This window comes from Janthinobacterium sp. BJB426, assembly GCF_002735705.1.
GTDB lineage: Bacteria > Pseudomonadota > Gammaproteobacteria > Burkholderiales > Burkholderiaceae_D > Janthinobacterium.
This window is the reverse complement of the sequence record NZ_PDZL01000011.1, coordinates 19,206-40,947: the sequence shown is the minus strand read 5'-3', so window position 1 is coordinate 40,947 and position 21,742 is coordinate 19,206. Positions and strand designations below refer to the sequence as shown.

At 66.6% G+C, this 21,742-nt stretch carries 11 protein-coding genes; 6 read left to right on the top strand and 5 right to left on the bottom strand.

Annotation, left to right across the window (positions count from 1 at the left end; genetic code table 11):
• Positions 1-91: 91 nt before the first annotated feature.
• From CSQ93_RS17870 to CSQ93_RS17855, 4 genes are all read right to left on the bottom strand, one after another.
• A complete protein-coding gene (locus CSQ93_RS17870; protein WP_099379196.1) occupies positions 92-13,756 on the bottom strand; it encodes a filamentous haemagglutinin family protein in 13,665 nt (4,554 codons plus the stop codon).
• 186 nt (positions 13,757-13,942) lie between these two features.
• Positions 13,943-14,890: a FecR family protein gene (locus CSQ93_RS17865; protein WP_099379195.1), complete on the bottom strand. Its 948-nt coding sequence runs from the start codon at positions 14,888-14,890 to the stop codon at positions 13,943-13,945.
• Entirely contained in the window at positions 14,883-15,440 is a 558-nt protein-coding gene (locus tag CSQ93_RS17860; RefSeq protein ID WP_035823145.1) for an RNA polymerase sigma factor, read from the bottom strand. The genes CSQ93_RS17865 and CSQ93_RS17860 overlap by 8 nt, the downstream gene beginning before the upstream one ends.
• Positions 15,441-15,442: 2 nt before the next feature.
• The gene (locus tag CSQ93_RS17855) at positions 15,443-16,105 is read right to left on the bottom strand and encodes a secretin and TonB N-terminal domain-containing protein (protein WP_158301278.1); all 663 of its coding nucleotides are present in this window, start codon (positions 16,103-16,105) and stop codon (positions 15,443-15,445) included.
• 260 nt (positions 16,106-16,365) lie between these two features.
• Between CSQ93_RS17855 and CSQ93_RS17850 the strand changes: the two genes are divergently transcribed.
• From CSQ93_RS17850 to CSQ93_RS29510, 6 genes are all read left to right on the top strand, one after another.
• Positions 16,366-16,731 (top strand): hypothetical protein, encoded by a 366-nt coding sequence (locus CSQ93_RS17850; protein WP_158301277.1) that lies wholly within the window; start codon positions 16,366-16,368, stop codon positions 16,729-16,731.
• Between the two features lie 94 nt (positions 16,732-16,825).
• A complete protein-coding gene (locus tag CSQ93_RS17845) occupies positions 16,826-19,174 on the top strand; it encodes a Tex family protein (protein WP_099379192.1) in 2,349 nt (782 codons plus the stop codon).
• Between the two features lie 4 nt (positions 19,175-19,178).
• Positions 19,179-19,655: a GNAT family N-acetyltransferase gene (locus tag CSQ93_RS17840; protein WP_099379191.1), complete on the top strand. Its 477-nt coding sequence runs from the start codon at positions 19,179-19,181 to the stop codon at positions 19,653-19,655.
• A 105-nt stretch (positions 19,656-19,760) separates the two neighbouring features.
• Entirely contained in the window at positions 19,761-20,072 is a 312-nt protein-coding gene (grxD, locus tag CSQ93_RS17835; protein ID WP_099379190.1) for a Grx4 family monothiol glutaredoxin, read from the top strand.
• Positions 20,065-20,679, top strand: coding sequence for a UbiX family flavin prenyltransferase (locus CSQ93_RS17830; protein WP_099379189.1), 615 nt, complete (start codon positions 20,065-20,067; stop codon positions 20,677-20,679). Before grxD ends, CSQ93_RS17830 begins: the two co-directional genes overlap by 8 nt.
• A gap of 109 nt (positions 20,680-20,788) precedes the next feature.
• Positions 20,789-21,196 (top strand): hypothetical protein, encoded by a 408-nt coding sequence (locus tag CSQ93_RS29510; RefSeq protein WP_233516247.1) that lies wholly within the window; start codon positions 20,789-20,791, stop codon positions 21,194-21,196.
• Positions 21,197-21,258: 62 nt separating this feature from the next.
• Here the strand turns inward: CSQ93_RS29510 and CSQ93_RS17820 are convergent, their stop codons facing one another.
• Positions 21,259-21,666 (bottom strand): hypothetical protein, encoded by a 408-nt coding sequence (locus CSQ93_RS17820; protein WP_034753756.1) that lies wholly within the window; start codon positions 21,664-21,666, stop codon positions 21,259-21,261.
• Positions 21,667-21,742: the final 76 nt, after the last annotated feature.

Sequence of the window (21,742 nt, the reverse complement as noted above, 5' to 3'; positions counted from 1 at the left end):
CGGCGTTTTTTTGTTGCTAATGCTGATCTACTGATGCCTAGACAGCCGCCGCGCGCGGCGACTGCCGAATGTCATCAAATGTTCATAAAACTCACGGTTGCAGGCCGCGCCGCTCGTTCGGCGTGAGCGCCTGCAGCTGCGGCGCCGTCAACGGCCCCGCGCCCAGCACCTGCACCACGCCGGCCGGCTGATAGCTGGACGCCTGCGGTTCGCCGCCCTGGTGCTTGCCAACACCGCCCTCGTCCGCCTGCTCGTTGCCAAAGCCCAGCACCTTCACCGTGAACAGCGACGGTTGCGCCTGGCGCGTGGCGGCCCGTTCGCGCTGCAGCACGTCCTGCGCCGCCGTCACGGCTTGCGTGGCGGCCGCGCTGGCATTGCTGAGCGCGCCCACGTTCACGGTGGCGACCACGGGCAGGCCCGCCGACTTGCCCTGCACCTGGACGTTTTCCGCATTGATCACCTGCAAGGCCGCCAGGTTGACGTTGCCCGAGACGCGGATGCCCGCCTCGCCCGCGTCGATGCTGCCCAGCGGGGCGATCAGGTCGATGTCGCCGGGCGGCACCTCCGGGATCGGGTTCAGGGTGGCGATGCCGGCGCCCGTCGTCGGCGTGCTCGGCGACAGGCTGACCAGGCCGATGCTGTCGTAGGTACGGCGCTGCGGCGTGTAGACAACGGTGGACTTGGTGCCGCGGCCCGCATTGATGTCGCCCGTGGCCGACCAGGCCAGGATGTTGCCGCCGAAGGTGGTGAAGATGCGGCTCTGGCCCAGCAGGATGCTGTCTTTCGCATACATCTGGATCTCGCCCTGTCCCTGTGTCAGCACGCCCGAGCCTTCGCCCGGCGCATAGCCGCCGTCCACGCCGATCAGCGCGCGCCCGCCCGGCACCGTGATGCCGATGTCGCCGCCGAAATCCGTGTGGATGCCGGTGTCGTTGACGGTCACGTAAGGCACGTTGTAGTCGGGACGGCCCGCCTCGGCCCATTCCTGCGGACTCAGGTAGCGCACGCCAGCGACGGGACGCTTGGTGTACACGCCGCCGTATCCGTTGACCGTGTACAGCGCGCTGCTGAACATCGTCAGGTCGCCCTGGTACTCGATCTTCTTGCCCGCCTTGTCCTGCGTCGGGAAGAGGGTGGCGATGGCTTCGCGGCCGCGCAGATAGCTGCCGCGGCGCACGCCGTCCGGATCGTTGTACTCGCGCCCGGCCGCCTTCAGCTCGGCGAAGTAGACATTGCTCAGGTAGACCTGCTGCTGTTCCTTCGGCAAGGCGGCAAAGAAGCTGCGCGCATCGGTGGCCGGGTCGTAGCGGATGCCCAGGCCGCTGTCGCCGCCAAAACGCGTCGTCAGCCAGTTCACCAGGTGCAGCTGGCTGACCTGCGCGTATTCGCGCGCCAGGTCGCGCCGCACGCCGCCCGTTTGCTGGCCAGCTTTCTCCAGCTCGGCCTGCTTCGTGCCGAGGAAGACGGCAGCGCCCGCCTCGTCGCCGCCGTAGGCGAACTGGCCGCGCAGCCAGTCGGCCAGGGTCAGCTTGCCGCCGTAGACGTACACGGCGCTGCCGGCCTGGTCGGCCAGCGGCTTGCCCGGGTCGGCCAGCTTGGCCGGGTCCAGGTAGCGCGCCGCGAAGGCCGCATAGTCGGGACCATTGCGGCCCACGCCGGCGGCCACGCTGATGCCGGCGCCATCGCCGCGCTTGTCCTGGCCGACATGGACGATGGAGCCGAGGCTGCGCAATTCCGCCTTGTCGGCCATGTACAAATCGCGCCCGGCGCTCACATTGAGCTGGCCCGGCCCCGCCACATAGAAGGTGCTGTAGCGGATGTCGCGGCCGGCGCTGACGACGGAAACGTCGTCGGCATGGCGGTGCACGAACAGGTTGCCGCGCGCCGACGAGCTGCCGAAGACGACCGGCTTTTCCGGCAGCTCGGGACTGTTGGCAAAGGGCTGGCCGGTCCATCCCGCTGCGCCGTCCGGTACGCTCTCGACGTTGCCGAGCGGCGTGCCGGAGTTGACGATGTCGCGTCCGGCACGCACGGCCACGGCGCCGCCGCCCTCGTACCACAGGCCAAGGGCGCCGCTGACGCCCTTCAGGTTGCCCCGGTACACGATACCGCCCGTGCGCAGGCCGACGATGTCGCCGCTATTGGCATAGAAGTGCGCGGGCAACTGGCCTGCCGGCACATAGTCGGAGACCGTCGGCGGGGTCATGCTGAACAGCGGATACACTTGTTGATTGGCATCGCTGGCGCCATTCGACGACGTACCAAACCATTTCAATGCCCCCGGCGCCAACGCATCGGCGCTGACGTTATGCAGCGGCAGCAGGCCGAACCAGACATTGCCCAGCGCGCCGACGAAGCCCGGATTGAACGGATTCGGCAGCAGGCGCGGGTCGGCGCCCGATGGCGTGATCGGATAACCGGCCGCATGGATGGAGTCGGCGGCCAGCATTTCCAGCTGGCCCGTGCCCGTCCTGACAAATTGCGGCGCCACCGGCGACGGCGCCAGGATCACGCCGTTTTGCGGCATGTCCACCTTGCCGCCATCACCCAGCCTGCCCAGGCTGGCATTGCCGTAGTACAAGCTGCCGCTGGCGGCCACGGCGCGCAGCACGGACGGCATGACGAAGCGCCCGTCCGTCGGCGCATGGTTGTCGCCGGCCATCGCATTGATCCAGGACGAGGTGGGCGTCAGGTTGCCGCCCGCGCTGAACAGGTCGATGGCCGTGGCCGGCGTCCACAGCGAGAACCAGCTCCAGCCTTCGCCGGTGCGCTCCACGCCCTGGTAGCTGAACGGCGAACCATAGCCCAGTTGCTTCACGCGGCCCGCATCGGCCACGCCGCCCAGCACCACGTCGCCGCGCGCATCGATGCGCACGCCGCTGTCGCCCGGCACCAGGATAGGCCCGCCGCTGGCGATCGCCGTGCCCGCCGTGTAGGTTTCGTACGGCCGCGATTCCGTCGGATCGGCGCGGTCGAAGCGCAATTCGATGCCGCCCACGGCGCCCGCTTCCAGGCGCAGTGCGCCGCGCAGGTTGGTGAGCGTGCTGTTCAGGCCAGGCACCTGGCGTTCGAAACGCGTGTTCGGGTTCGGCCGGTCGCTATTGCTGTCGAAGCTGCGCACCTCGGCCACGGGGTTCAGCCCGCCGCCGATGCGGATATCGAGATCGCCGCCGCCCGTCAGCAGCAGCTTGCCGTCCGGCGTCACCCTGCCCGTGCTGCCCACGGCCACGTTCAGGCCCTGGCTGCGCGGCGCGAACTCGCCGCCCGGATCGGCGCGCGAGGCCAGCATGCCGGCGTCGCCGCCCGCCTGCAGCAGCAGATTGCCGCCGCCCAGGGTGCCGATGCCCGTAAAGCCCGACAGCCCCGGCAAGCCCGAGAACAGGTCGACGCCTTCGGGACGCGCGACATAGGTGCCGAAATTGATCCACCATGCCGTCGGCACGCCGCCCGCCGTGCTGCCGCTGCCCTGGCGCCACAGCCAGGTGCCGATGTCGCTGCTGTCCTGCTGCGCGCGCAGCCAGCCGATGGCATCCTCGCGGCGTTGCGTGGAGGTGCCCAGCGTGTCGCCCTTGACGTCGCCCTGGGCGCGCAGCAGCAGATTGCCGCCATGCTCGGGATACCAGGCGCGGTACAGGCTCTGGCTGCCGCCATCGACAAACGGCGTAAAGTCCGTGCCCAGCGCACCGAGCAGCTGGCCCTTGGCGTTCAGGCCGCGCGGCAGGTTGAACAGATCCTTGCCATTGACCAGCGGCGAGGCCGACTGCGTGCCGGCCGTGTAGACGCCATACAGCGAACGCATGTCGAAGTCGCCCGCGGCCAGCAAATCGAGGTCGCCCGTGCCCGTGCGCAGCACGCTGAACAGGGGCTGGCGCGCCGGCGCAGTCACGTGCACGTATTGAGGCTCCGTGCCATCGGCAATCTTGACCACGATTGCGCCATATTCATTGAAGCCAAGCAGCACTTCTTCACTGGCAAAGTTGGCCAGGTCGATCGGCATGCCCGGTATCTCGCCAAACAGGCCGGCATCGTCGCCCCATACATACTGTGCGGGCAAGCCGGTGCCTGGAACCAGCTCGCGGACAGTGGCCATGCCGTAATGCGCATCGGCCAGCATCAGATGGGCGTCCTTCGCATGCGGTTTCAGCGCGCGCGTGTCGGCCGCCGCCGTATCGGCGCCGCCCACCAGGCGCAGCGACCACGCTTGCGAACCCTGGGCCAGCATGGGCGCCAGCGCCAGGTTGCGGCCCTGGCTGCCGCTGCCATCCGCGCTGCGCAGCGACACCATGGTGACGTCGCCCGGCAGCCTGACCACGGTGCCGGCGGGCAGCACGCTGCCCTTGTCCAGCGCCAGCGCCGAGGCCAGCACCACGCCATTGACGGCATTCGTGGCATCGGCCACATCCCACGGCCTGCCTTCGGGGAAAGGCAGGGCCACGTTCGCCGGCCACAGCATGGCCGCCACCCTGGCCGCGCCAGGCAGGCGCAGGCCGGCATCGAGCTGCATCCCGCTCGACAAGGTCAGCGCCTTTGGCAAGACCGTGCCGGCCGCGTACAGCACGCTGCCGTCGGCATTGCGCACGGCGCCGCCCAGCACGCTGCCGGCCGGCAGGTTCAACTCCGCCGTCAAGGTGGCGCGCGCCGCCAGCAAGGTACCGCTGCGCAACTCCATGGCTTTCATCGGCACGGCGAAATTGACGCTCGTGCCCGATTTGAAATACGTGTCCTCGGCCAGGGTCACCAGGCCCGCTTGCGGCACGACGACCTCGCCGCCCCACGGCAGCCGGCCTTTCAACAGCTGCCAGCCCTTGTCATCGACCGTGACTGGCAGGGCGCTGGTATCGAAACCATCGGTGATGCTGCCAAAGACGCTGAGCTTGCCGCCGGCGCGCAGCACCAGCGCACCGGCCTCGCCCGAGCCGTACACGCCGCTCAGGCGCGCCAGCGGATTGACGCCGTCATAGCGGTGGCCGGACAGGTCGATGTCGCCATCGATATGCAGGTCGCCGCCTGGCGTGGCGCTGACGATCTCGACGCCAGGGCGCAGGTGGAAGGCGTTGGCGTCGCCGCGCAAGCCGTGCAGCTTGTTGTTCATCAAATTGCCGTTGGCCAGCGCGTGGGCCATGAAGGCCTGGCTGTCCGCGTGTTTCTCGTCCAGGTAAGCCTGGTTGATGCTCTGGTAGCTGCGGCCGTCCGCATCCTTGCCCGTGCCGGCCGGGGCATCCTTGTATTGCCAGAAGGCGTTGACGTTGATGGTGCGCGCGCCGGCGATGTTCAGCGCGCCGGCCGCGTCGATGTCGATATCGTCGCCCGTGGCGCCGCCCAGGCGCCGTGCGTTCAGGTCGATGCTGCCATAGTTGCCACCCTTGTCTCCGCTGCGCAGGTCGAAACGCGCGCCGTTTTCCAGGCTCAGGCGGCCGCCTGGCGCGGCCAGTTCGATCACGGCGCGGTTCGGCGCCTCGATCACCTGGCCATAGCTGTCCGTGCGCAGCACCGTGCCGTGCGCATCGAGCACGGCGCCGGACTGGATGGTGACGCCGTCGCGGCCGGCCAGGCGGATGCTGCCCACCTGTTCGCCGCTGGCGTCGATGCGGCCGCTCACCGTCAAGCTGCCGCCATCGACGGACACGCTCACTTCGCGCGCCTTGAGCTCGTCGCCGATGGTCAGATTGCCCTGCTTGAGCTGGAAGCTGCGGCTGCCGAACACCTTGCCCGTGTTCAGGCGCTGGTTCAGGCCGGCGAAGTCGCCGATCTGTTGGGCGCGTACTTCCACGCCGCCGGCCGCGTACGGCACCTGGGTGCCGCCCGCGTCATAATGGCCGCTGGCGCCGCCCAGCAGGCTGCCGCGCAAGTCGGCCGTGCCTGCCGCGTCGCCCGTGGCAACGACGCTCAGCTTGCCGGCGCGGTTATTCACGGCCGACACGTCGATCACGGAAGCGGCCGCCTGGCGCACATCGCCTGCGCGGCTGTCGAGGATCACGTCGCCGCCCCAGCTGTACTTGCTCGTGTCGTAGAAATCGATCTTGCGGCCCGCCAGGTCCAGCTTGGCCTTGTCGCCCAGCAATACATCGCGCTCGGCCGACAGGGTCAGCTTTCCGCTTGGCAGAACCACCGAGGTATCGACGCTGACGCTGTTGCCGCTGAGCGCCACTTCCGCGCCCAGGGCGCCGGCCAGCGCCGCATTCGTCGGCGTGGCGGCCGCGGCGGGGGTAGCGCCGGCCGGTGCGCTCACCTTGAGGTCGCCGCCCGCCGTGATGCGGTTGACGGAACCGGCCGCACCCGTCAACAGCGGCGTGCTGATCAGCAAATCGCCGCCGCTGTAACGGTAGCCATTGGTGGCCGTATCCCACGCGCTTAGCGACTGGTAGACGGACAGGCTGCCCTTGTTGTTGGCCGTCAGCTGTTCGCTGGCATTCAACGCCACCTGGCCGAAGCCCAGCATCAAACGGTCGAGGTTATGGATGGTATCGGGACGGCTGTCCGGCGTGAAGCCGAACTCGATGCGCCTGGCGTCGACCTGCAAACGGCCGCTGCCCGTGCCGGGGCCATTGGCGACGACGGCGCCGGGCGCATTCGTCGCGCCCTGCCACACGAGGGTATCCGTGTGGATGCGCGCCAGCGCGTCCGTGCCGCCATAGCCGTAGATGGCCGGCGTATTGAGCACCAGGCGCGACAGCGAGGACTTGCCCGTGGCCGCGTCGATGGTCGACAGCTGCGACGAGTCATAGAAGTTGAAGGAATTGCGCGCCGTCAAACCCAGGCTTTCCAGCGCCGGTGCGCCCGTGCTGGTGTCGCCGCGCAGCAGGCGGTCGAGCACGCCCTGGTTCAGCGCCAGGCCGTCGGGCAAGGCGCCGCGGGTGCTGGCGTCCGCCAGGGACGCCTCGCTGCCGACATTGATGGAGCCCATGCCCAGCACCAGGTTGCGCGTGCCGTAGCGCACGTTGTCGCGCAGGGTAAACGCGCGCTCCGTCACGGCCGCGATGGTGCCCTCGGAATACAGCGAGGTGCTGCCGCTGCAGGCGCCGCCCGCCTTGGCGCAGGCGCCGATATCGATGATGCCGGGGCCATACGATTCGGACGACGGCGCCGCGGTCGGCAGCATGTCCAGCCAGCCGTTCGAGACGGCCAGCACGCTGCCCATGGGCTCGTACACATAGCCGTCGCGCGAATCCCAGGCGGCCTTGCCGCGGCCCAGCGTATTGATGCCGGAGCCCTGCTCCAGGATGATGCCGCCGTCTTTTCTCGCCGTCACCAGAAACACTTCGGCCGCCTTCAGCACGGCGCCGTCGCGCAGCACGATGCCGCCCGCCGATTCGTTGATGGCGGCGATATTGGCGCGCTGGTTGCTGCCCGTGCCAAATTCGCTGTAGTTCACGCGCGGCAAGCCGCCGATGCCCACGCGCTGGGCACCGAAGGCATTGATCTGCGACGCATGCACGGACACGCCATCGAAATCGGCCAGCGGCGCCGTGCCGTCGGCCAGCACTTCGTAGCGCGTCGACGCATGGTTGCCCGTGCCCAGCAACAGGGAGCCGCCGAAGCCGCCCTCGGCCGGCGCATACAGGGCGCTGCCATCCATCATCAACGGCGTCTGGTTATCCTTGACGCTGTGCACGGATGGGGCGATCAGCTGCACCCGCACGCCCTTGGCATCGCGCTCCAGCGCGGCGCGCGGCACGCCGTCGCGCGTGGCTTGCGCCACGGCAAAGGCGGCATAGCCCGTTTCATTGTATTGCGAATAGCTGCGCAGCACGTCGGCCGGCGTCAGGATGGCTTGTTGCGCCACCACGTCGCGGATCGCCGTGCCCGCCACGCCCGTCTGCGCCGCCGTGGCAAACGAGCCGTTGCGCATGGCAATCGTGCCGCCCGTCTCGACGGCGCCGGCCAGGCCATTCAGTTCCACGCGGAAAGCACCGGGCAGCAGGGCGAAATTCGACGGCAGCAGGGTGTAGGTGCCGGCCGCCAGGCCGGGCACGCCCGCGCCGATGGTGATCTGGCGTCCCGCGGCGGGCTTGCCCGCGCCCTGCTCGGCCGTCAACGGCGCCACGTCAGGCTGCACGCCGGGAATGATGGCGTACACGGGGTTGGTATTCAGGCCGGGCAAGGTAAAGCCGCCGTTCGGCTTCATCTGCACCAGCGGATTGAGGCGCGCGTCGGTGGAGCCGCCGCGTCCGGCCAGGAAGGCCGCGCCCGTCAAGGTGCCGCCGCCCGACAGGTCGAGCACGGCGCCGGCCTGCACGTCGATGGCGGCGCCCGTCAAGGCGATCTCGGGGCCGTTGCCCACGCCCTTGAACACGACATCGTTGCCGTCATACAGGTAGCTCAAGCCATCGAGCGTGCCGCCGTACGGCATCGTCAAGCCTTTCGCACTGACCGAAGTCAGGCTGCCAGGCAACAGATTGACGCGGCCCGTATTGGCTTCAAAGCCTTCGGCGCCCAGGTTGATCTGGCCCAGCGGCGCGCGCAGCACGCCGTGCTGGTTGATGGTGGGCGCAATCAGGCTCAGGGTACCGAACACGGAGAACGGCTGGTTCGGCGTGGCGCCGTCGCCGCTGCGCCCGAGATTGAGCGTGCGCAGCGGATCGAGCGTGACGCGGAGGTTGCCGTATTCGTCGATGCCGCTCTGCTGGCCCACCGTGACCATGCCGCTGTCGCCCGTGGCCGGGTAGATTTGCGCGGCCACCAGGGTGGCGTTGCCGGGCTGGTACAGGGCGGCGCTGTTCGACAGGCGCATGTCGCCGCGGCTGTTCAGGGTCAGCTGCTCGAAGGCGTCGCGCTCGACCACCAGGTCGGCGCCGCTGCTCTGCGCAATGGTGCCGCGCGTACCCATGTTGACTTCGCCCGCGATATCGAGCATGCCCGCATCGATCTGCAGCAGGGAATCCTCGGCCACCAGCGGCACGCCCAGGATGCCGCGTCCCTTGCCCAGGTTCTTCGAACCTTTCACGGCATTGGGCACGATGTAATCGTCCTTCTGCGCACGCACGGCCGTACCCAGGCGCACATACGGCGCCGCCAGGTGCACCTGGCTGGCAAGGCTGCCCGCCTTGTCCTGGCCATCGGCATCCGGCTGCGGCGGCTGCTGGGCCAGCCCCAGCGAGGTGGCGCTCAGGCGCAGGCTCTGGCCCAGCGACAGCTTGACGTCGCCGTCAAAACTGAGCATGCCGTTCACATGCAGGGCCAGGTTGTCGAAACCGCCCGCCTGCACGCGGTCGGCGCCCAGGCGCGCGCTGCCGTAGCGCAGCGCCGCATCCTGCTGGCCGGCGCGCAAGTCCTCGGGCAAGGCGCTGTCGCCCTGCACCTGCGCCAGCTGCATTTCGCGCGGCACGCGCACCGCGTTGTCCACGTTGTCGCCCTGCAAGTTGTAGCGGTTGACCTTGCCATAATTGGGCGTGTCCAGCGCCAGCGCCAGGGTGCCGCCGGCCGCGCCGGCGCCACCGGCCACGGCGCGCAGAGTGCCGTCGGCAAAGATGCCGTTATACGAACTGAGCGAAATCAAACCGCCGTTGCCGGCCACGTTGACGGCGCCCTGGTTCGGCAAGTCCAGCGTGGCTTGCGCGCCGCTGGCGTCGAGCAGCGCGCCCGGACGCACGACGACAAAGGCATCGGCCGCGTCGACGCTGGCCGCATCAGCCTTGTAGCGGGCGCCGATTTCAATGCTGCCGCCCTTGTCGGCACGGCCATAGCGGTCGCCGCGCATGTCGGTGGCGACCGTGGCGCGGCCGGCGACATCGAGCACGGCCCTGTCGCCGATCCAGATCGACGTGGCTTGTCCCTTGCCGTTCGGTACATCCACATCATTGCCCGTGCCAAACGTGCCGGGCAGGACGGCGATCTTGCCACCCCAGGCTTCGAGCCGGCCATCGATGGTGATCTGCGCATTGCCCGTCAGGCTGATCTGGCGGCCCGGATCGACCGTGACGACGGCGCCTTGCGCCACCGCCAGATCCCCTTTCACGTGCGGGCTGCCGGCCGTCAGCGACAGGTCGGCGCCGGCGCGCTGCGTCAGACGGGCCTTGCGCGCATCTTCCTGGTACAGCTCCGGCGTCCACAGTTCCAGCGCGGCAGCCGGATCCGTGCCACTCGCCACCGTGTGGCCCGTGGCGGGATTGAAGCGCAGCACGGGCATCTTCACATCGACATGCGCATCCTTGACGACCACGACGCCATCGCGGCCCGTGATGGCGTAGTCGGCAAAACCGCTCTGGAACAGGCTGGCGCCCAGCGCCAGCATGGGCTGGACGGCAACATCGCGTCCCAGCACCATGCCAGCCGGCAACAGCATGCCGCGCGGCGCGCGCACGTCGTCGGCGGCAATGCTGCCGGCCGCATACTGGGTCGTCACCGGCTGGATCGGCAAGCCGTTCGGAAAGACCGCCGCCGAGACCACGAAGCCGGGATTCAAGCCATTGATGACCGTCAGCACGCTGCCGGCTGGAACGGTGGAGCCAGCCCAGACATACGTCTTGTTGTCGATGACGACGTGCGCGCCTGGCGGCAACAGCAGGTCGGCACCCAGGACCAGCGGTTTCTGCACCGACACATCCACCGTCACGGGTTTGCTCAAGACCTGGCCAGGCTTGATCAGGCTGGTACTCAGCGCAAAATCGAAGGGGATCTTCTCGCCCTTCGCGATCAGGAATTCATCGGCCAGGCGCAGGCCGATGGGGGCGCTGCTGCCACCTGGCAACACGTCGCCACCCTGCAGCTTGCCGCCGATGCTGACGGCCGCGCCGCTGTCGATCACCAGGCGTCCGCCGCCTTTCACGCCATGGCCGCGCAACTCGCCGTCGAGCTTGAGCATGGCGCCCGTCGGCGCTTTCTCCGTCGGCAGATCGACCGCCAGGGTGATGTCGCCGCCGCGTCCGCCCTGCAGGCTGCCATTGCTCATCAAGGCCGCGCCGGACGAGACGTCGATGACGCTGCCGCCCGCCAGTTCGACGCCGCCCGAGCTTTTCAAGGTGACCTTGCCGCCATTCAAATACGGCAAGCCGGCGACCGCGCCCGGATCGAGTTCCAGGTTGCTCCACAGGCCGCGCGCATCGAGACGCACGCCGGGCGCCACGCGCACGCCGGCCGTTCCCGTGGGACGGTTGTCCGGCACCAGCTTGCCTTCGACCCATACCGCGCCCGCATTCGCCAGGTAGCGCGAGATGATGTCACCGGCGGCGATGCTGCCGCCGCGCGCGCTGACGTTCGCCTTGATGGCCACGTCGGTGGCGTGCAGGGCGACGTCGCCGCCATCGGCCACGCGCACGTCCGCGTTGACGTCGAGCTTGTCGTAGGCGTAGATATTCAGGGCGCCCAGTTCCAGGCCATTGAGCCAGTCCGCATCGAGCTGCAGGGTCTTGCTGCGCGCGGCCGGCAAGGCTTCAGTGAGCAACTGGCCATCGGCGACGGGCGCCACCTTGCCGATCTCGACTTTTTCCAGCACGGCTTGCGGGCTGTCGCGCAGCTGGCCCGCCTTCGTATCGAAGACGGGCGTCATTTTGCCGACGATCAATTGACCGGCGCGCGCGGCCGACGTCTGCGCCTGCTTGTAGCTATCCATGCCGTCATCGCGCTTGCGCTGCTGGCGCTCGCCCTGGAACACGGACGTGTCGATATCGCCTTCCAGCACGGCCGCGCCCGTGGAAACGATCAGGCGGCCAGCGTCGCGGCCCACCGTGTAGCCGTTTTCCAGGCGTTCGCGCGGGCCGATCAAGGCATTCGCGTACGTCTCCGTCGTGTTCGCGCCCCAGCGCGCATGCGTGCTTTCATAGCCGCGGTACAAGCCCGTGTACAGATTGTCGCCGGGTGCAGTGCTGAGCTTGTACATCGCGCCATCGGCGCCCTTCAGCCACGTCTGCTTGACCATGCCCGTCTGCACGTCCAGCGAGCCGCCGGCGATGTTGATGCGCGAACCGGCCTGCGTCACCACTTCGCCGCCGCCAAAGCCGACGGTGCCGCCCTGGGCCGCCCACTCGCCGATGCCGTGGCCACTGGTATTGAGGTAGCCGCTCACTTCCAGCAGGCCGCCGGCCGTGTACCAGCGATCCGTGGCGTAGCCATTCGTGCCGGCCGGCACCAGCACCAGGTCGCGGCGGTCGACCCACACGTCGCTGTTGTTCAGGTATTTCGCGTCGCGGCTGCCCGGTGCGTCGCGCTGTTCGTTGCCCTGCACATTGATCAGCACATTGTTGCTGCTCATGTCGACCTTCACGCCGACGGCGCCGGAGACGTCGATGGCGGCGTCGCGCGCCACGTGGCTGCGGCGGGCCGCGTCGACCAGCACCTGGCCGCCCGTGGCCAGGGTCAGCGAATCGCCTTCGAATTCCACGTTACCGGCCGAAACGATGCGCACCAGCGACTGGTCGCGCCGGTCCAGCGGCGTGTCCGTGCCCTTGCCCGTGTCTTTCAGCAAGGTATCGCGCTGCACATCGAGCGCCGTGGCGCCGTTGTCGTCGATAAAAATGGCGCTGACGCTGCCGCGTCCCATGCTGACCTTGGCGTCCTCGCCCGCCGCCGACAGGTGGATGGCGCCGCGTCCGTTGACGGAGGTGCTCGACAGCAGCATGCCGTCCTGGCGCAGCGTGTTGCCGCTCAGTGTGATGTCGCCGCCGGCCGACTGGATCAAGCCGCGGTTGACGACGGCGCCGGCGCCGCTGCCGGCCGTGCGCAGCATCTCGACTTCATTGCCGCGCGTGCTCGAATACTGGTTCTTGTCCGTGCCCTGGCCCGGGCGCACGACGATGGCGTCGCCGGCGGCCAGGGTGGTCTGGCCATTCGGCGTGGTGATGGCGCCCGCATTGTCGACGTTGCGGCCGGCCAGCAGCACATAGCCGCCGCCTTCCGTCACCGTTTGCGGCTTGCGCGTGTCGATGCGCGCGCCGGCGGCGACGACGACGTCGGCCTCGGCCTTGCCATGCGTAAAGGTATTCTGGCCCAGCAATAAATCATTCGCGAAGGTCGGCACGGTGCCCGCGCCCTGCGCCTTGCCGTACAGGCCGCTCTTGAACTGGCTGTCGCTCATGCCCATGGCGGCCGCCGCCAGGTTGCGCGTATCGACCTGGCTGCTTCCCGTAAATACGATGCCATTGCGGTTGACGATCATCACCGTGCCGTCGGCCTTGATCTGGCCCTGGATCTGGCTGGGGCGCGCCAGCGGATCGTTGATCCGGTTCAATACGGACCAGTTCGATTTCTGGTCGAACTGCAAGGTGGTGTTTTTGCCGACGTTAAAACTTTCCCAGTTCAGTATCGCCTTGTCATCCGTCTGCGCGACCTTCACGACGGTCTTGCCGTCGGCCTGGGTCTGCACGGGTCCCTGGGCGTTGAGCCAGCCCGCCGTCAGGCTGTTAGTGTCGACCTGCAGGCCGCCCTTGACCAAGCCCTCGGGCGCACCGCCCGCCGCCAGCGCCGCCTGGCGCGCAGCTGCCTGCACCGCCTGTTCGGCGGCGATGCCGCGCGCGGCCAGCAACAGGTTGTTCAGCGATTGCTGCAGCTTGCCTTCGGCCTTTTGCTGCTGCAGCAAAGGATTGTTCAGCGATGTGGCCGGCTGGCCATTCGGCAAGCGTCCCGTGGCTGCGGCCGTGCCCTGCTGCGCACCCTTGCCGGCAAACCACGCGCCGCTGAACGGCTGCTGCGCTTGCGCGCCGCCCGCCTGCAGCAGCATGGCGATGGCCAGCGCCAGCGGTTTCAATCGCACCGGGCGCCCGTTCCGGTTGCCCGCCATGGCGGAGGAGGATGCGTGTTTCGTGACCGACTTGCTTCGCTGCATGGCGACATTCCCTTTTCATGTTCCGTTGCTGACCGATATCGCGAGGCGGCGCGCGGCACGCACGGGGCGGGCGGCAGGCACTGATTCGCGGCTTCCAGCAGCATTGACAGGGAACAAGGTCCGGGACTGCAAAAGGTCATGAAAATGTCATAATTGGCTGAGCACCTCGGCGCGCCAAGGCGGGGCTCAGCCGAACAGCACGATGCCGCCCGGCAGCCGCGTCACGCGCGCGCCATACGCGTCCTGGATCAGGGCGATCACGTCATCGAGGCGGTCGAGCGAAAAGCTCGCTTGCACGCGCGTCAGTTTCAAGGCGTCGCCATTGAGGATCAGCTTGCCGGGACGGTAGCGGTTCACCTCGTCCACCACCTCGGCCAGGGTGCTTTGTTTAAAAACCAGCAGCCGGTGGCGCCACGCGCTGACGTCGGCCCTGGCCACGGCGCGGGCGATGCCGAAATGCTCGGGCCGGTAACGCAGTTGCTGGCCGGCCGCCAGTTCCGCATCGTTGCCGGCCTGCGCCACGCGCAGGCGGCCCGCCAGGCATGTCACGCACACTTCCTGGCCAAATAGCCGGATATTGAAGCGCGCGCTGCCGGCCGACACGGTGCCGTCGCCCGCCTGCACGCGCACGCGCGCCGCGCCGCGCAAGCCAGCCTGGAATTCCGCCTCGCCCGCCAGCAGCACCAGCGCCGCGGCGCCGTCCTGCACGGGCGCAGCGTCGAGGCGCGTCTGCGTATTCATCTGCACCAGCACGCCGCCTTCAAACGCCACTTCGCGCTGCTCGCCCGTGCCGGTGGCATAGTCGGCACCGAGGCCCGCCACGGCCGGCCACAGGTCCGTCGGCGGGCGCAGCACCAGCAAGCCCAGCGAGGCAGCCACGGCGCCACCGAGCCAGGTGCGCCGCGCCATATTCACGGGCGCCTGCGCCCGCTTGACGGCGCGCGCGGCCGGCGCCATGGCGCCCCACACGGCGCGCGCCTCGGCAAACGCGTTGGCATGCTTGCGGCTGCGCGCGCACCAGTGGCGAAACACTTGCGCGTCGCGCTCGCTGACCTGGCCCGAGGCCAGGCGCACGACCCACGCCTGCGCTTCCTTCTGGATGACACCCATGTCGTCTTCCGCTTGTTCAGTCATGATGTTTAGACGTTTTTCCCGCGCCGGGACCGAAGCGCTGGATGAAATCGCGTCCCATGCGCTCGCAGCAATGTTCGAGACCGGCGCGCAATTCCTTCTCCACCGTGCGGGCGGAAATGCCGAAGCGCTCGGCGATGTCGCGGTGCGGCAACTGGTCGACGCGGGCGGCGATGACGATGGCGCGCCGGCGTTTCGGCAACTCCTGCAAGGCCCGTTCCAGCTCTTCCAGTTCGGCGCGCGCGCTGAAGGTGCGCGCCGGGTCTGCCAGCTCGTCGGCCATCTCGTACAGATCGTCGATATCGGGCAAGCTGAGCAGGCGCGCATTGTCGCGGCGTTGATCTTCCGCAATGTTGATGGCGATGCGCATCAGGTAGGCGGACGGGTAGCTGATCGCTTCGGGCGCGTTCATCCGTTCCACCCGCAAATACGTTTCATGCAGCGCGTCATTGGCCAGGTCTTCCGAACCGAGGCGGCGCTGCAGATGGCGGCGAAACTGTCCGTAGCGTTCCAGGAACAGCTTGCGCAAGGTGGTTTTGAGCAGTTCCGGCATGCTCAGGGCGCTCCGGCCACGAGGTAGGGCGCGCAATCGGCATCGGGATCGGGCCGTGGCGTGAGTAAAATCGTCAGCGGCTGCGGCAAGCCCGCCGGCGGCGCGCCATCGATCAGCAGGCTGCGCAGGCGCTGCAGCACGGCGCGGTCGCGCTGTTCCACGCCGCTCGGTTCCAGCACATGCACGGCGCGCACCTTGCCCCGCTCGTCAAGCCACAGCTGGAAGGCCAGCCGGTAGCGGCCAAAGGCCTCCGGATGCAAGCGGCACAGGGCGCGCGTGAGCGAACGCTGCAGGATGGCCGCATAGCCTTGCAATGGTGCGCTGGCGGGGGTCACTTCGGCCCGCACGGACGCCGGCGCCACGGGCGCGTCGGCCAGCGCCAGCAAGGTAAACGCATTGCTGCCGCTGAAGCGCGCGCCCAGCTGGGTGCCTGCCAGCAGGCGCTGCAGCGCTTCGGCCGGCGTGTAATCACCACGCACGGGCGCCGCCACCCTGCCGGCCGCCAGCTGGCTGCTGACGAGCACGGAATACCCGGTCACTTCGCCGAACGCCACCAGGGCCGCATCGAGCGGCTGGGCGGGCAAGTCGAAGCGCAGGGGTGCGTGCACGCCGGCGTCAGCACCGTCCGCGCCCGCAGCCGGCCGCACGAATGTCATCAAGGTCATCAATGTCATCAGCAAGCAGGCGGACAGGGCATTGCCCCTTGCGGCGCGGCGGTGGCTTAGTGTCATTTTCCAGGGGAAGCAACGAAAAATCCTGCTCATGAAGTGTCTTGACTGCAATGTTGTCTGCAGAATGGCAAGATGGTAGCTTCATAAAATGACAACTGCATGACATGGCGCCAGCCCGCATCCTGGCCTGTGTCATCGCCGCGACATATGATCTTGCTATGCTGAACGCCTCATCCACCGCTCCGGAGGCCGCCATGGCACGCCTGTTCTCACTGTTGCTGCTGGCCTGCGCCGCCCTGCCCGCGCAGGCGGACGAGCACACCGTCGTCGTGAAGGCCGCCGCGCCGCAGAAGGCTTGCGTGGAAGTGGAAGCCAATGGCCAACGGGCGCCATCGATGTCTTGCTTGAATGAAAAATTATTGCCAAATAGCAACACCATGAACCGGCCGCCGCCCGCCCTGTCCGGTGCGGAAGCAGTCATGCAGCGCCCGTCGAACCAGCTGGGCCTGTACAACCGCGCTGCCCTCGAACACCGCATGGGCAATGCCTTTGGCAAATCCGTTGTACCGCAGAGGCCGCCAACTCCCGTGCCCGCCAGCCCACTGCTGCCGGCCCGCTGACGCTGTTGTCAACGCACAGTCCATTTGCGCTGTCAAGATTGCGCAATCGCGCCGATTGCGTATCATTCCAGGCTTGATCGCTCTGGAAACAACCATGCTGCCCACTATCGAACAACGTCTTGCCCTTGAACTTGCCGCCAAACCGGTGCAGGTTGCCGCCGCCATCGAACTGCTCGACGAAGGCGCCACCGTGCCCTTCATCGCCCGTTACCGCAAGGAAGCGACCGGCGGCCTCGACGATATCCAGCTGCGCCTGCTGGAAGAGCGCCTGCGCTACCTGCGCGAGCTGGAAGAGCGGCGCGCCGCCATCGTGGCCTCGATCACGGAACAGAACAAGATGACGCCCGAGCTGCTGGACGCCGTCATGCACGCGGAAGACAAGACGCGCCTCGAAGATTTGTACTTGCCCTACAAACAGAAGCGCCGCACGAAGGCGCAGATCGCCATCGAAGCGGGCCTGATGCCGCTGGCCGACGGCTTGCTGGACAATCCGGAACTGACGCCGGAAATGGAAGCGGGCAAGTTCCTGCGCGACGCGTTTACCAGTGCCGACGGGAACAATCCGGGCGTGGCGGACACCAAGGCGGCCCTCGACGGCGCGCGCCAGATTCTGATGGAGCGTTTCGCCGAAGACGCGACCCTGCTGCAAACCTTGCGCGAGTACGTGCAGGAACACGGCATCGTCGAATCGAAAGTGGTGGAAGGCAAGCAGGACGAAGGCGAAAAATTCGCCGATTACTTCGATTACTCGGAAACCATCTCGACCGTCCCTTCGCACCGCGCGCTGGCGCTGCTGCGCGGCCGCCGCGAGGGTATCCTTGACGTCACCCTGCGCCTGGACACGGAAGCGGAAAAACCGAAATGGGATGCGCCGCACAACCCGTGCGAAGGCCGCATCGCCGCCCGCTTCGGCATCAAGCAACAAGGCCGCCCGGCCGACAAATGGCTGGCCGACACGGCACGCTGGACCTGGCGCGTGAAAAGCTTCATGCACCTGGAAACGGAACTGATGGGCGCGCTGCGCGAACGCTCGGAACTCGACGCCATCAACGTGTTTGCCACCAATCTGAAAGCGCTGCTGCTGGCCGCGCCAGCCGGCCAGCGCGCCACCATGGGCCTCGATCCTGGCCTGCGCACGGGCGTCAAGGTCGCTGTCGTTGATGCCACCGGTAAAGTCGTCGACACGGCCGTGATCTACCCGCACCAGCCGAAGAACGACTGGGATGGCTCGCTGCATACGCTGGGCCGTCTTGCCGCGAAGCACAATGTATCGCTCATTTCCATCGGTAACGGCACCGCCTCGCGCGAAACCGATAAGCTGGCGCAGGACCTGATCAAGCAGCATCCGGAAGCGAAGATGACGAAGATCGTCGTCTCGGAAGCGGGCGCGTCGGTGTATTCGGCGTCCGAATTCGCGTCGAAAGAATTGCCGGACATGGATGTGTCCCTGCGCGGCGCCGTGTCGATTGCGCGCCGTCTGCAAGACCCGCTGGCCGAACTGGTGAAAATTGACCCGAAATCGATCGGCGTGGGCCAGTACCAGCATGACGTGAGTCAAAGCCAGCTGGCCCGCTCGCTCGACGCCGTGGTGGAAGATTGCGTGAACGCCGTCGGCGTGGACGTCAATACGGCGTCCGCGCCGCTGCTGGCGCGCGTGTCCGGCCTGTCGGCCAGCGTGGCGCAAAGCATCGTCACCTACCGCGACATGAAGGGCGCGTTCACCTCGCGCGCGGCCTTAAAAGCCGTGCCGCGCCTGGGCGACAAGACGTACGAACAGGCAGCCGGCTTTTTGCGCGTGATGGGCGGCGACAATCCGCTGGACGCCTCGGCTGTCCACCCGGAATCGTACCCGCTGGTGGAAAAGATCCTGGCCGATATCAAGAAGGATATCAAGGCCGTCATCGGCGAAACGGCCCTGCTGAAAACCCTCAGCCCGGCAAAATATGCGGATGAAACGTTCGGCGTGCCGACCATTTCCGACATCTTGAAGGAACTGGAAAAGCCGGGCCGCGATCCGCGTCCTGAATTCACCACCGCCACCTTCAAGGAAGGCGTGGAAGAGATCCGCGACTTGCGCCCGGACATGATTCTCGAGGGCGTGGTCACCAACGTGGCCGCCTTTGGCGCCTTCGTCGATATCGGCGTGCACCAGGATGGCCTTGTGCACATCTCGGCCCTGTCGAACACCTTTGTCAAAGATCCGCACACGGTGGTGAAAGCTGGCCAGGTCGTGCGCGTCAAGGTGCTGGAAGTCGATGAAAAGCGCAAGCGCATCGCGCTGACCATGCGTTTGACGGACAGTGCGCCGCAGCCGGGCAGCAAGCCGGAGCAAAAAGGCGACCGCAACGACCGCCGCAGCATGGCGCAGCACCAGTCGCAATCGCGCAACGCGCCCGAGCCGGCCGGCAGCATGGCCGCCGCGTTCGCCAAGCTGCGCGGCTAAGTCCATGGCCGCCAGGCATGACCTCGTCATCCTGGCGGTGGATGCCGCCAGCGTGGAGGCGCAGCTGCTGCTCGACGAATTGTCGGCAGCATTGCTGCGCATCAATGGCGACAGCGGCCGTTCTTCCTTCGATGTCGAGGCGGCAACGCCGCGCGGCGGTTTTTATCTGGCCCGCGATGCGGCTGGAGAACTGCTGGGCTGCGCCGCCCTGCGGCCGCTGGGCGAGCCGGACAGCGCCATAGGCGAACTCAAGCGCATGTATGCGCGCCCCGGCCAGGGTGGCTTGGGCGTGGGCGCGGCCCTGCTGGCCCATGTGGAGGCGCAGGCGCGCCGGCACGGCTACCAGGCTCTGCACCTGTCCACCCGCGTGGCGAATACCCGCGCCGTGGCGTTTTATGCCAAACACGGCTATGCACCAGTCATTGCCTGGGGCAAATACGTGAGCGCGGCACAATCGACCTGCCTGGGCAAGACCTTATAAGCCCCAACGTGGCTGACTTGCCCAATTTATGACTTGAGCGCATACCCGTGCCGTCGTTTTCTTATAAAATGACGGCATCTATTTATTTACCCATCAGAGGCAGCTATGAGCGACGTACAAACCTGGATCAAAGAAACCGTGACGAGCACGCCAGTCGTGCTGTTCATGAAGGGCACGGCCCAGTTCCCGCAGTGCGGCTTTTCCGGCCGCGCCATCCAGATCCTGAAGGCGTGCGGCGTGGAAAACATCGCCACCGTCAACGTGCTGGATGACCCGGAAGTGCGCCAGGGCATCAAGGATTACTCGAACTGGCCAACCATTCCGCAGCTGTATGTCAACGGCGAGTTCATCGGTGGTTCCGATATCATGAATGAAATGTTTGAATCGGGCGAACTGAAGTCCCTGCTGGATGCCTGATAGCCAAACGCAGCGGCCGCGCCGTATCGTCGTGGCCATCACGGGCGCCACGGGCGCCGTGTATGGCTTGCGGCTGCTGCAATTACTCGGCGCCATCCCCGGCGTCGAGACGCATCTGGTCTTGTCGGATGCGGCCGTACTGACCCTGCACCAGGAAACGGGCGTGGGGCGCAAGGACATCGAAGCGCAGGCGCACGTGGTGCACAAGCTGCGCGACATCGGCGCCTCTATCGCCAGCGGCTCGTTTCAATCGGATGGCATGGTCGTCGCACCGTGCTCGATGAGGACCCTGGCGGCCGTGGCGCATGGCCTGTCGGATAATTTGATCACGCGGGCAGCCGACGTCGTGCTCAAGGAGCGCCGCCGCCTGATTTTGATGGTGCGCGAAACGCCGTTCAACCTGGCGCACCTGCGCAATATGACAGCCGTGACCGAAATGGGCGGCATCATCTTCCCGCCCTTACCGAGCTTCTACCACCACCCGCAAAGCATCGCGGAAATGGTCGACCATACGGTGGCGCGCGTCATCGACCTGCTCGGCATCGAGCACAGCCTGGCGCCGCGGTGGAATGGTCTCAAGTCTGCAAGCGACACCCCTATCCTCTAGTTGGCGTCACGATGTAACTCTGGCGTCACGATGCCTGACAAAAGCGTAGCGAGCGGCGGCGAGGCTCGGCGCCCCTTGTGGCCAAGAAGCGCAACCGTGCTCCAGCACGGTGAGCATCGCCGGCCGCAAAGCGCGACGCGCAGTAGCTTTGGTCAGGCATCCCTCATCTCTTGTCGAATTGGTGAGCACTTGCCTGCTTCAAATCCCTGGCTTCTTCAACCATCCTGCGGTGGGCGATCCGTTTGCGCATCACTTCCGCATGTTGCGCGGCAGTCATGGGGGGCACGGTCATCAAGTCCTTCAGCTGCGCGGTATTGCTGTAGTTACTTTTCATAAGACGGCTCAAATGCTCGGCTCCGTAGTGGATGAACTGGCTGCTTCTGATGTGATTATGCGCTGGTATTGGCCGCTGCGCCGCTGCGTGCGGGATTATTGTCAAATAATTCCGCTGCAGCGCAACATGCGAGGTCTTATTGTGCGGCAAAATCATGTCTCCAGTATGACCTTGCGCAAATAAAAGGACAGGGGGAGCACCGTCAGCGAAAAGCGGACGGTGCCGGCCGGGGAGGGCCTGAATGCTTACTTTTGGTAGTTGACTCTTACCAGCATGCGAATAAATTCTCGCGCGATTTGACGATGATGTTCATCTAATCTTTGCAAATCGGCAATTAATTTCACATCGGCGGACTCAAAACGCGACAAAGCGCTGCCCGCTTCACCATTCGGCGTGGCGCTTTCCGGGCCGCCAAAACGCAACCATTCCGCCGGAACGCCCAACCATTGGGCAATCATGCGCAATTTCTCTTGCGTCGGAATTGCTTCACCTACTAACCATTTCCTAGCTGCATGCACGGTAATCGGGCGCCCGTCGAAACGGATATTGAATTCCCGGGCCAGTCTGGTCGGGCTGTCTGGAGAATAATGGGCGTTTTTGAGAGCCAACTGAAGTCGCTGGCTGAAGCTTTCGCGTTCGTTAGAAGAATTCATAGGTGTACTATTTCATGTTGTAACATGAAAGTCAGTTTCTTGAATGACCATACAGATTGTTACATTTGAAAATAGT

Excerpts from the sequence above, each read along its gene's own strand:
- CSQ93_RS17855 (WP_158301278.1), bottom strand. The coding sequence starts at position 16,105 with ATGACCTTGATGACATTCGTGCGGCCGGCTGCGGGCGCGGACGGTGCT.
- CSQ93_RS17860 (WP_035823145.1), bottom strand. The coding sequence starts at position 15,440 with ATGCCGGAACTGCTCAAAACCACCTTGCGCAAGCTGTTCCTGGAACGC.
- CSQ93_RS17820 (WP_034753756.1), bottom strand. The coding sequence starts at position 21,666 with ATGAATTCTTCTAACGAACGCGAAAGCTTCAGCCAGCGACTTCAGTTG.
- CSQ93_RS17845 (WP_099379192.1), top strand. The coding sequence starts at position 16,826 with ATGCTGCCCACTATCGAACAACGTCTTGCCCTTGAACTTGCCGCCAAA.
- CSQ93_RS17840 (WP_099379191.1), top strand. The coding sequence starts at position 19,179 with ATGGCCGCCAGGCATGACCTCGTCATCCTGGCGGTGGATGCCGCCAGC.
- CSQ93_RS17870 (WP_099379196.1), bottom strand. The coding sequence starts at position 13,756 with ATGCAGCGAAGCAAGTCGGTCACGAAACACGCATCCTCCTCCGCCATG.
- CSQ93_RS17850 (WP_158301277.1), top strand. The coding sequence starts at position 16,366 with ATGGCACGCCTGTTCTCACTGTTGCTGCTGGCCTGCGCCGCCCTGCCC.
- CSQ93_RS17830 (WP_099379189.1), top strand. The coding sequence starts at position 20,065 with ATGCCTGATAGCCAAACGCAGCGGCCGCGCCGTATCGTCGTGGCCATC.
- CSQ93_RS17865 (WP_099379195.1), bottom strand. The coding sequence starts at position 14,890 with ATGACTGAACAAGCGGAAGACGACATGGGTGTCATCCAGAAGGAAGCG.
- grxD (WP_099379190.1), top strand. The coding sequence starts at position 19,761 with ATGAGCGACGTACAAACCTGGATCAAAGAAACCGTGACGAGCACGCCA.